10 protein-coding genes and 1 tRNA gene are annotated in these 11,640 nt (G+C 38.2%); 7 read left to right on the top strand and 4 right to left on the bottom strand.

The window, feature by feature from the left end; translation table 11 throughout:
* Positions 1-795, bottom strand: a 795-nt coding sequence (locus Q0L68_RS10395; RefSeq protein WP_296702618.1) for a S41 family peptidase, incomplete at its 3' end; no start/stop codon positions are given.
* 163 nt (positions 796-958) lie between these two features.
* Here Q0L68_RS10395 and Q0L68_RS10390 point away from each other — a divergent pair.
* The 5 genes from Q0L68_RS10390 to Q0L68_RS10370 all read left to right on the top strand — a co-directional run bounded on the left by Q0L68_RS10390 (position 959) and on the right by Q0L68_RS10370 (position 5,903).
* Positions 959-1,717: a hemerythrin domain-containing protein gene (locus tag Q0L68_RS10390; RefSeq protein WP_296702615.1), complete on the top strand. Its 759-nt coding sequence runs from the start codon at positions 959-961 to the stop codon at positions 1,715-1,717.
* A complete protein-coding gene (ruvX, locus tag Q0L68_RS10385; RefSeq protein WP_296702613.1) occupies positions 1,717-2,130 on the top strand; it encodes a Holliday junction resolvase RuvX in 414 nt (137 codons plus the stop codon). Before Q0L68_RS10390 ends, ruvX begins: the two co-directional genes overlap by 1 nt.
* Entirely contained in the window at positions 2,127-2,681 is a 555-nt protein-coding gene (def, locus tag Q0L68_RS10380; RefSeq protein ID WP_296702610.1) for a peptide deformylase, read from the top strand. The genes ruvX and def overlap by 4 nt, the downstream gene beginning before the upstream one ends.
* Positions 2,678-3,478 carry an amidohydrolase gene (locus tag Q0L68_RS10375; protein WP_296702608.1) on the top strand — a complete coding sequence of 267 codons (801 nt, stop codon included), beginning with the start codon at positions 2,678-2,680 and terminating at the stop codon, positions 3,476-3,478. Before def ends, Q0L68_RS10375 begins: the two co-directional genes overlap by 4 nt.
* Positions 3,479-3,674: 196 nt before the next feature.
* Entirely contained in the window at positions 3,675-5,903 is a 2,229-nt protein-coding gene (locus Q0L68_RS10370; RefSeq protein WP_296702605.1) for an NADP-dependent isocitrate dehydrogenase, read from the top strand.
* Positions 5,904-5,961: 58 nt separating this feature from the next.
* Here the strand turns inward: Q0L68_RS10370 and Q0L68_RS10365 are convergent, their stop codons facing one another.
* Positions 5,962-6,828 carry a serine protease gene (locus Q0L68_RS10365; RefSeq protein WP_296702603.1) on the bottom strand — a complete coding sequence of 289 codons (867 nt, stop codon included), beginning with the start codon at positions 6,826-6,828 and terminating at the stop codon, positions 5,962-5,964.
* Between the two features lie 256 nt (positions 6,829-7,084).
* On the opposite strand from Q0L68_RS10365, the gene gap reads away from it, so the two are divergent.
* Positions 7,085-8,089, top strand: a complete 1,005-nt coding sequence (gene gap / locus Q0L68_RS10360; protein WP_296702601.1) for a type I glyceraldehyde-3-phosphate dehydrogenase — start codon at positions 7,085-7,087, stop codon at positions 8,087-8,089.
* Between the two features lie 101 nt (positions 8,090-8,190).
* Positions 8,191-8,811 carry an LON peptidase substrate-binding domain-containing protein gene (locus Q0L68_RS10355; protein WP_296702599.1) on the top strand — a complete coding sequence of 207 codons (621 nt, stop codon included), beginning with the start codon at positions 8,191-8,193 and terminating at the stop codon, positions 8,809-8,811.
* Here Q0L68_RS10355 and Q0L68_RS10350 read toward each other — a convergent pair.
* Both Q0L68_RS10350 and Q0L68_RS10345 read right to left on the bottom strand, forming a co-directional pair.
* A complete protein-coding gene (locus Q0L68_RS10350) occupies positions 8,808-11,363 on the bottom strand; it encodes a M1 family aminopeptidase (RefSeq protein ID WP_296702597.1) in 2,556 nt (851 codons plus the stop codon). The two genes, Q0L68_RS10355 and Q0L68_RS10350, sit on opposite strands and share 4 nt — an antisense overlap.
* 204 nt (positions 11,364-11,567) lie before the next feature.
* A tRNA-Lys gene (locus tag Q0L68_RS10345) sits at positions 11,568-11,640 on the bottom strand.

Below are 11,640 nucleotides of genomic sequence, written 5' to 3'. Positions count from 1 at the left end.
TAAGGCTCTTTGTCCTAAAAGTTCATCTGCCATATTAATAGCAGCACCCATATATCCACCAGGATTTCCCTGAAGATCCACAATCAATTTTTTCATTCCTCTAGATTTTAAATCTTCAATGGAAGATTTAAACTCATCATAAGTGGTGGCTGCAAATCGGGTAACTTTGATATATCCGATTTCATTATTAACCATATAAGAGGCATTAATGCTATACTGAGGGATTTTATCTCTCGTGATTTCATAAGGAATCAATTCATCTTGATTTTTCCTTTTAATATCAACCTTGACCATTGATCCTTTTGGACCTCTCAATAAATCAAAGACATCCCGGTTTGTAACACCAATACCAGCAACAGTTTTTCCATCAACAGCTATGATTTGATCCCCGGACTGAATTCCTAAGGCTTCTGATGGACCTCCAGTTAATGGAGCCACCACGTAAATTGTATCTCTTATGATTCCAAATTCAACTCCAATGCCATCAAATTCTCCATCAAGTTGTGATTGTGCTAAAGAGGCATCTCTGGCAGGAATATAGCTTGAATGCGGATCCAGATTTTCAAGCATCTTCGTAATACCATACTCAACCAGCTCATTGGTATTGACACTATCAACATAATCCCTGTTGATATAGGTCATGATTTCCTGCATCTTGTAGAGTGCAGCTCGAAGATCATTTTGGTTACTTTTAGGTTCGGCAAATGTGGCTCCAATCCAAATCCCTGCCGATATAGCCAGTGCAAGAATTATTGGAAGCCTGATTTGTGCCTTTGTGTTTTTAGTATCGCTCACGTCTTTTCCTATCTTTATTTATTGCTAATTATATATAAACTAGCGCAATTGGTTACTGTTTTAAAAGAGTCTTTTTATAAAGTTAACGAATGTTTATACGAGGGGATACGATAATGAATCATTTTATTACCCTTTTTTATGTTAAAAAAATTATTTTTGTGATATGGGAGCTGAAAGTGGATATAACAAAACTTTAGTAGGTGATTTAGTGTCCGAAAACTATGTTTTTGCATCTGTGTTGCATTACTTTGGGATCAGTTTCTACCAATACCAGACTCAATCTTTAGAAGAAGTTTGTAAAAAACATAAAGTACATCCCAACCAACTCATTACAGAGTTAGAATCATGGGCATTAAGAAAAGAACCTACTAACGAGGAATTATATCTTAATCCTATTGAAGTTTTGGTGGCCTACCTTAAAAGGAAACATTATTATTTTGTCAGACAGGAGCTTCCATTCTTAGCAAATATTATTTCAGGAATTGCTGCCGAACCTAAATACTCTGCTTTGATGGCAGATTTACGAATCATGTTTCCCCTTTTCGTAGAAGATTTTATCCATCATATTCACGAGGAGGAAAACAGATTATTCAAAAGAATAGAGTTGCTCCAAGATGTGGAGGCAGGAAACTATAGTTTGATTGATGCCTTGACAATTTTGGAGCGAGATCCTGTTCATTTGCTAGCAGATGCGCATGAGGTGCATGATGACGAAATGGAAGGGATCCGTAAATTGACTTCTGATTATACCTTATCGGAAGATGCCCCTTTGACTATGAGGGTTTTATATCACGAGCTTCAGAATTTTGAAAGAGAGCTCACCATACATGCTCAAATTGAGGATGAATTACTTTTTCCGAAAGCTATTCAGTTAGAACGTGAGGCGCTTCGCAAAATCCGTAATAAAATCAGAATAAACTGATGCCTAGAATTCTTGCAATTGACTTAGGAACTAAACGAACTGGTTTGGCTGTTACTGATCCGCTGAAGATATTGGCAAATCCATTGGAGACAATCGAGACACCTAGACTAATAGAGTACATTAAGACCTATATTTCTAGGGAAGAAGTTGATACGATTGTTTTGGGATTTCCCACCAGATTGAACGGAAAGGATAACGAAATGACTCCAATAGTGATGGCCATGAAAGGGAAACTTGAGAGTTCTTTTCCTGCTCAAAAAATTGAATTAATAGATGAAAGATTTACATCCAAAATGGCAATGCAAAGTATGATTGCTATGGGAAGTAAAAAGAAAGACCGTCGCGAAAAATCTGGAAACCTGGATAAGGTTAGCGCAGCAATTATTTTACAATCGTACTTAGAAAGACAATGATTTACCCCATCGTAGCCTACGGTAATCCTATATTGAAGAAAGAGGCAGAGGAGATAAACGAAGGAACAGAGCTTGATTCTTTGATCAAAGACATGTTTGCTACCATGGATAATGCCAGTGGAGTGGGCTTAGCAGCTCCTCAGATTAACCAAGGCATTAGACTATTTGTAATAGATAGTAGTTTGATGCTGGATGAGGAGGACGAAGAAGTAGGGATCAGAAGAGCTTTTATCAATCCCATTATCTTAGATGAATATGGGGATGAATATGGGTTTGAAGAAGGTTGTCTCAGCATCCCAGATGTGAGGGCAGAGATTATTCGCCCAGATAAGCTTACTATCGAATATTTTGATGAAAACTGGAAGTTACATGAAGAAGAGTTTTCCGGGATGACTGCTCGAGTGATTCAACATGAATATGATCACTTGGAAGGAATTCTTTTTGTGGATTACCTGAAAGGTCTAAAAAAACGATTAGTTAAATCAAAACTGATTGACGTAAGTAAAGGTAAAGTGTCCACTGATTATCGAATGATATACCCGCTCAAATGAGCCGATCTCCTCACTTAACCATAGCGTTGATTCAAACTAGTCTTTTTTGGAAAGATAAGACTTCAAACCTTGCGATGCTGGAGGAGAAAATCTGGGAAATAAAAGAACCTGTTGATCTGATTATTTTGCCAGAAATGTTTCCAACAGGCTTTAGTATGGATGCAAGCGAGCTTGCCGAGCCAATGAATCTTCTTATCTGTAAATGGATGAAGCAAATGGCAGCGCAAACAAAAGCAGTGATAACTGGAAGTGCTATTATTTCAGAAAGAGGCCAATTTTTTAATAGACTCCTTTGGGTTACCCCAGAAGGAAAAGTTTCTTATTATGACAAAAGGCACCTGTTTCGGATGGCAAAGGAAGATGAAACCTTTACACCAGGGCAAAAATTTGCAGTTTTTACTTTAAATGGTTGGAAAATCTGTCCTCAGGTTTGTTATGATTTACGTTTTCCAGTCTTTTCCAGAAATACCTGGAAAGGAGAAGAAGCAGCTTACGATTTTATGTTTTTTGTTGCCTCATGGCCTGCTGTGAGGACCTCAGCTTGGGATGCACTTTTACCGGCAAGAGCAATAGAAAATCTATGTTATGTGGCTGGAGTCAATAGGGTTGGAAAAGATGGAAATGGAATTGATTATGTAGGGCATTCTGGAGTCTTTGATTTCAAAGGAAATGACCTTTCCCAAACTGAAAAAGAAATTGAAAAAATAGAGATTTTCCATTTAGAAGCAGCATCTCTTGAGTCCTACAGAAAAAAATTTCCTGCTTGGATGGATGCAGATGCTTTTACTATCCGGTAATCTCTCCTGATAAAGGGCTTCCTCATTATATAAACCGGATTTGAAACAAGGATATTTTCTGTAATTTAGCTGCCATATTTTCTGACCCTGTTTTTCTGAAGTTTCCAACATTGAAATTTGAGATTATGAAATGGAGATTTAAGCCATTTCTTTAAATTAGGGTCTTTGCACTCTTTTTAAGAATCCAGATCAAATTATGAGTAATCAAACTCCCAAAATCCTTTACACGCTGACAGACGAAGCACCTGCTTTAGCCACGTATTCTTTACTACCGATCGTTCAGGCTTTTACAAGCTCTGCCGGGGTAAAAGTAGAAACAAGAGATATTTCCCTTTCAGGTAGGATCATTGCAAATTTTCCGGAATTTCTTAAACCTGAACAACGCATCCCGGACGCCCTTGCAGAACTTGGAGATATTGCAAAAACACCAGAGGCCAATATTGTAAAGCTGCCGAATATTTCCGCTTCAGTTCCTCAGCTAAAAGCAGCAATCAAAGAATTGCAAGCACAGGGATATGCTCTTCCAAATTATCCTGAGGAACCAAAGTCGGAAGAAGAGAAAACGATCAAAAGTAAATACGATAAGATTAAAGGTTCTGCGGTAAATCCTGTGCTTCGTGAAGGAAATTCTGATAGAAGGGCTCCTCAGGCCGTAAAAGCTTATGCAAGAAAGCATCCACACTCCATGGGAAAATGGGTGGCAGATTCTAAATCTCATGTGGATAGTATGACAGAGGGTGATTTTTATGGAAGTGAGAAATCCCATACCATGACTCATGCAGCTACAGTTGCTATCCAACTTACCAAATCAGATGGGGAGAAAGAAGTATTGAAATCGGGATTGAAGCTTCTTGAAGGTGAAGTAATTGATGCATCTACATTAAGTGTGTCAGCATTAAAAGCATTCTTAAAGAAAGCAAAAGCTGAAGCCAAAGCTCAAGGGGTCTTGTTTTCAATTCACATGAAAGCCACCATGATGAAGGTCTCAGATCCTATTATTTTTGGACATGCAGTGAAAGTCTTCTTCGAACCCGTTTTTGCTAAGCATGCCGCAACTTTCGAAAAACTAGGAGTAGATGTCAATAATGGTTTCGGAGATTTACTTGCGAATATTGAGAAGCTACCTGAAGACCAAAAAGCAGAAATACTTTCAGATATCGAGGCTTGCTATGCAGACAGCCCTGATTTGGCGATGGTAAATTCTGATCGAGGTATTACCAACCTACATGTGCCAAGTGATGTGATCATTGATGCTTCTATGCCAGCTATGATCCGTACTTCGGGCCAGATGTGGAATAAAGCAGGGAATGCTCAAGACACCAAAGCCGTTATTCCTGACAGAAGTTATGCCGGAGTATATCAAGCGACAATTGACTTTTGTAAAAAACATGGAGCATTCAATCCGTCTACCATGGGCTCTGTTCCAAACGTGGGCTTGATGGCTCAGAAGGCAGAGGAATATGGCTCGCACGATAAAACTTTTGAAATTTCTGCTTCTGGTGTTGTGGAAGTAATCGATGAAAACGGAGTGGTTATTTTATCACATTCAGTTGAAGCTGGAGATATATGGAGAATGTGTCAGACAAAAGATGCACCGATTCAAGATTGGGTGAAGCTAGCTGTGACTCGTGCAAGACTTTCCAATACACCTGCAGTTTTCTGGCTGGATCCAAAGAGAGGTCATGATCAGGAATTGATCAAAAAATTGAATACTTACTTATTGGATCACGATACCGATGGATTGAAAATTCATATTATGTCTCCAATCGAAGCCACTAATTTCTCTTTGGCTAGAATCAAAGAAGGAATGGATACCATTTCTGTAACAGGTAATGTGTTAAGAGATTATCTGACGGATTTGTTCCCAATTTTGGAAGTAGGAACCAGTGCTAAAATGCTTTCTATCGTCCCATTGATGAATGGTGGAGGTCTTTTTGAGACGGGTGCTGGTGGGTCAGCTCCTAAGCATGTTGAGCAATTCGTGAATGAAGGGCACCTTCGTTGGGATTCTCTTGGAGAATTTCTGGCCTTAGCGGTTTCCTTGGAGCATCTAGGTCAAACATTCCATAATGACAAAGCCCTGCTTTTAGGAGAAACTTTAGATGCGGCGACTGGTAAATTTCTGGAGAATGATAAGTCCCCGGCAAGAGTTGTAGGTAAATTAGATAATCGAGGAAGTCATTTCTATTTGGCGCTTTATTGGGCGCAAGCCTTGGCAGATCAAAATAAAGACCCTGAGCTGAAAGCTAAATTTGCTCCATTTGCAAAAGTAATGTCAGACCAAGAAGAGCAGATCGTAAGTGAACTAAATGGTAGCCAAGGTGCTGCACAGAATATCGGCGGATATTATAAATTAGATGGAGAATTAACATCTGCAGCTATGAGGCCAAGTGCAACTTTAAATAGTGTTTTGGCAAGTTTGTAAATACATCAAACTGATTGAAAGCCCTGATCGAAGAATTTTTTCTAGATCAGGGCTTTTTTTATTCTTCATCAAAATTGACCTGATGCTGTTTTAAAAATTCCTTTATTACAGAAACATGAATACATTCCCCTAAATGAATAAAGGAATAGTCGTTGACTTTTTTCTCTTTGCCATGGGCAATGATAGATTTCTCCTCAATGTCAAATCCAAGATGCAAGTGCTTTGTTCTACTTTGCATTCCGATTATTCTCCCTTCTGAATCGAAAAGTGGTCCGCCACTTTGACCTCTAAGACCAGGGGTACTCATCTCAATACCATAAACTTTTCCATTTTTATCTCCCAAAAACCTGGTAACCATTCCTTCAATGGGAAATCTGGGAGATCTCGCATTTCCTTTGGGAATCCATTCCAGAATATTTTTTTCAAGGTTTAGATGAAAATTAGAAAATTCCGGAAAAGGGAATCCCAGTCTGCAAAGCATTTCACCAGGATGAATAGAACTTATATCTTTTAGAAATCTTGGAGTATTTGTAAAAAGCTTTTTATTAAACCCTTCAAATTTGATCAAAGCTAAATCGTATTCAGGATGAGAATGGATTTTTATGTTTTTGATTTGATCTACACAATCCACAAAAGTCACTCTCATTTCAGCTGTTTTGTCTGACTTGAGACCTAGTTGATATGCCAGCTGTTTATTTTTCTTTCCTGTAGGGCTATCGTTTAGGTATTGATGGTATACCTTATTGATTATATCTGCCTGCGAAAGCCATTGAGCGACATGCTTACAAGTAAGCGCATAGCCATCTTCATTTACAAAAAATAAAGTTGCAGAACCTCTTTGAACTTGTTGGGAATCAAAATTTCTAGAAATAGAATGAATAGCACGGGTAAATCCGGCAACTTCTTGAATTGCTTTTGCAAACATATATTTTTGTCTTTGATCGAAATTAGCTAATTCTTAACGAAACATCTTTTTTAAGAAAATGAGGCTAAAAAATATTTAGCTTCGAAATCGATTGATTTTTAATTTGAGGGCATTCTGTTTTCCTTGAATTGCAATCTGTTTGGGCTAGCCAAATATTTATAATAACTTAGCCATCCCTCAGCCACTTTTAGCCAAAAGAGGCATGCCTGATGGGAAAGTTTGAAAAATCAAACCTATACGCTAATTAATATAAATTATGAGCAAAATTAAAGTTGGAATTAATGGATTCGGAAGAATCGGTCGACTAGTTTTTAGAGTGGCCCAGGAAAGAGATGATATTCAAGTTGTTGGTATCAATGACTTGATCGATGTAGACTACATGGCATATATGCTAAAGTATGACTCTACTCATGGCCAGTTCAAAGGTTCTGTTCAAGTTAAAGACGGAATGTTGATCGTGAATGGAGATGCGATTAGAGTTACTTCTGAAAGAAATCCCAAAGATCTAAAATGGGGCGATGTCGGTGCTGAATATGTAGTGGAATCTACTGGTTTATTTTTGACCAAAGAGACTGCTCAGGGCCACATTGACGCTGGTGCTAAAAAAGTGATCATGTCTGCACCTTCTAAGGATGACACGCCAATGTTTGTAATGGGAGTAAATGAAAGTTCTTACACTTCCGATATGGTATTTGTTTCTAACGCTTCATGTACCACAAACTGTCTTGCACCTATCGCTAAAGTATTGAACGATAACTTCGGAATCGAAGAAGGTTTGATGACTACTGTCCACGCGACTACTGCAACTCAGAAAACTGTTGATGGGCCATCTGCCAAAGACTGGAGAGGTGGACGTGGAGCTGGACAAAATATCATCCCTTCCTCTACTGGTGCTGCGAAGGCCGTTGGAAAAGTAATTCCTGAATTGAACGGAAAATTGACGGGTATGGCGTTTAGAGTTCCTACTCCAGATGTTTCAGTTGTGGATTTGACCGTTAGATTGAAAAAGGCAGCTTCTTACGAAGAAATCTGTGCAAAAATGAAGCAAGCTTCTGAGACAACTATGAAAGGTGTACTTGGGTACACTGAAGATCAGGTTGTTTCCAATGATTTTATTGGTGATCCTAGAACTTCCATTTTTGATGCAGGAGCGGGAATCCAGCTTTCTGACACATTCGTTAAAGTTGTATCATGGTATGATAACGAGTGGGGATATTCAAACAAGGTCGTTGACTTGTTGGCATTCATTGCAAAAAAATAATATCAAAAGCCGGTCATTTTTTGACCGGCTTTTTTTAGCTTAAATAAATTCCATTCCATCTAGATAGTAGCATTGTCTCGTATATCAAAGAAAGATTTGCCATGAAAATGCCTTTGTTTCCTCTTCAGCTTGTTGCTTTCCCAGGAGAAGAACTCAATCTTCATATTTTTGAGCCGAGATATAGGGAAATGATTGCAGATGTAGAGGCTGAAAATTTAAGTTTTGGAATCTGTGTCTATTCCAATAAGTTGATGGGATATGGAACTGAAGTTAGATTAGATGAGATTCATCAACGATATGAAGATGGAAGATTAGATATCAAAACGATAGGAGGGAGAATATTTAAAATATTGGATTTCAAAAATCCAATGGAAGGCAAGTTGTATGCCGGGGGAGAAGTAGAATTTTTGGAAAATGATTTGACTGTCAGCAACGTCCAACACTTTGAATTTCTTTTTTACCTAAAAGAAATGTTGTATCTGCTAAACCATCCAGTGGAGGTAGAACCTGAAACAACGACTTCTTATACCTATGCCCATAAAATTGGTTTAAAGCTAGAAGAAGAACTGGAACTTTTGAAACTGCCTTCCGAAAGCTTAAGGGAGGATTATTTGGTCAAACATTTTAAAAGAATGATTCCTGCCATCAAAGCTATCGAGAAAGCGAAGGAAAAAATCCGGCAAAACGGCCATTTTAAGCATATGGATCCTCTTAATTTTTAATTGATTTTCTGAAATCGCATCAAATCATCTGTTGCCTGAAGTATTTTATTTCTCAGAATAGGGTTGAAATCTGGATTTTGCTCTAGAAAATCTTGGACATCTTTAGCTGCCTTAGCTGAGGTATATTGTCCTACCGTTGCGCTGATCCATCGCTTAGGAAAGAAAATGTCCCCTGTCTTCTGGATTTCATCCAAAAGCGATAAAGAAAGCGGAACATGTTTGACGCTGGTATCTTGATGAAGTGGGTGGTGGATATATCCGCATGCAGCAAGTACCCAAGATTCCTTTTCACGGTTTTTGGCATCTTTAAAGGATTCAAATAAGGCATCTCTTTCCGATTCATTTTGAGATAGAGCAGGTCTTAAAAAATCAAATCGGTTGAGTTTGTCTGTATTGGTAATTCTTGATCTTTCTTCGATTAGAATTTGTTCAGAATTCTCATGACCATATACTGCTAAAGTCATAGCCAAACTGGTGTAGTTATCTGGATTTAGATTGAGGTCTTGGATGGTCAAGCTTTTATTCCAAACATCAAAAAGATGTTTCTTTCCTGTTTCAGAATAGGCTATTCCTGAATAAAGAGAAAATAGGCTTTTCTTGATATTTGAAGGAAGTTCTGAAAGCAGCAAAGACCAGATTTGAGACTCAAATTCAGGAAGAATTGCTTCCCGGTCACTTTTATCTAAATAGGTCCAAAAAACACTATTTGCTTCGGAAGCAAGAAGTCGAATTAAAATTTCATTTTTTTCTGACTGGATTCCATTTCTGAATGAAGTAAGCGCAGATTTGGCCGGGATATTTCCAAGTAGGGTATTTTCATATAAATTGATGAAAGATTGGGCCCTCATTACTTCATCGTCAATGGATTGAAAGTTATTTATTGTTGACTCGTCAATTGGAAAGACACCATAGCCTAATCCATTACTGTTATAAAGTATAAACTCGGGAGTTTCTTTTCCTGTCGCCTCATCAATAGAGATTATATCTGCATTTAAATCAACAGAAAAAGTTTCTTGATGGTCTGAATAGAAAAAAGTGATGTCAAAAAGTTGTGGCCAAATATTATCGGAACCATCTTCCGCTTTTTGGGAAATTGAAAATTGAGAGATTTTGCCGGATTGATCTACAATGATTTCTTCTGAAATTATAGGTCTACCAGATTGATTAACCCAGACCTCACTCCATTTTTGCAGGTCTATGGATGTCTCTTTATCAAGAATGCTAACTAGGTCATTCCAGTTTGCATTGCTATTGGCAAAATTCTTAATGTAAGATTGTATTCCTTTTTGGAAAGCATCTTCACCCATGGCTGTTTCCAATTGCCGCATCATAATTGGAGCTTTGCTGTAAATAATACTTCCATAAAGTGACCCTGCGTCCTTCAGATTCGGTAAAACCTGCCTAATGGGGTTTGTTCCTGCCGTTCGGTCTTCTCCGTATGCAGCAGGATAGTTTGAAGTAAGGAAGGCTAAATCATGGTTTATTTCAGGGTAATTGGGGTTCACAATTTTTCCAGCCATAAAGCCAGCAAAAACTTCTTTCATCCAGACGTCATTAAACCACTCAATGGAAACCAAATCTCCAAACCACATATGGGCTGTTTCATGACCTATCAATTTTGCCCTACTCAGTAGTTCGGAATCGGTGGCATCACCATCTAGAAATAAAGCGGATTCCCGGTATTGAATGGCTCCTACATGTTCCATGCCTCCATATTGGAAAATTGGAATAGTAGCAAAATCAAGTTTTTGGAAAGGGAAGGTGTATCTAGTGTAATCTTCCAAGAAATCCATTGATTTACGATGGAGAGTGAATACTTCCGGAATACTAGCCTCTATTTTTTCTGGATTCGTTTCTCTGTAAAGCATCTTTTGAGGAAAATCTCCTTCTGAATTTGCTGTTTTGAAATCACCGGCAACGAATGAAAACAGATAGCTGCTCATGAGATCTGATTTGCCAAACTCATGTTTTATGAATTCTCCATCCTCCGTGCTTTTGATTTCTGGAGCTCCAGCAAGCACTTCCCAATTGTTTGGTGCTGTAATCGTCAAGGTGTAGATCCCTTTTAAATCCGGTTGATCAAAACAAGGAAATAAGGTACTGGCACGGTCTGGAACTAATAAAGTATATAGAAAATCATCGTTTCGATTTAAGGAAAGATCTCCCGCAATGAATTCTATATCGATGCTGTTCTCTCCTTTTTTTAAATGCTCTATATCAATAATTATATGTTCTTTTTCATGTTTTACTAGGGTATTCTTGCTGTTAACCGAGATGGATTTGATGTTTTCGGATTTTTCGTTGAAATCTAAAATTAGTGGATGATCAAGATTTGAGATTTCTAAGGTTAGCTTAAGTATTGATTGAATGGCTTCATTTTTACTCTTGGGGATAGAAAAATTTAAAGTATAATGTATATCCGAGATTTGCTCTTTCCTGAATTTTGCCAGCTCAAGAGAAATTCCTGGATCATAGAAATGATCATCAGAGACTGATTTTGAACAGGAAGTGAATATGATTAGCAGTATTAAGAAAGGCAGCAGATTTTTCATGATTCAACAATCCGTATAAAATCAAGAATTCGCAAGTGAAAATCCGCGAATGATGATGGTAGTTTTCACAAATAGCTAAAAATAAGAAAAGCAGCCCGATTAGACTGCTTTCTTGTGATCCCGCTGGGGCTTCCCGATATCAACTCGCTCCGCTTCATTTCATCGGGACAGGCTTCTCGCCCATTCCCATCGTTTTCCAATAAGTGATCCCGCTGGGGCTCGAACCCAGGACCCATACATTAAAAGTGTATTGCTCTACCAGCTGAGCTACGGAATC

Origin of the sequence: Algoriphagus sp., from assembly GCF_024642405.1 — a bacterium.
In the GTDB taxonomy this organism is placed as follows: domain Bacteria; phylum Bacteroidota; class Bacteroidia; order Cytophagales; family Cyclobacteriaceae; genus Algoriphagus.
Note: the sequence above shows the minus strand (reverse complement) of the source record. Positions and strands in the feature narration are given on the sequence as shown.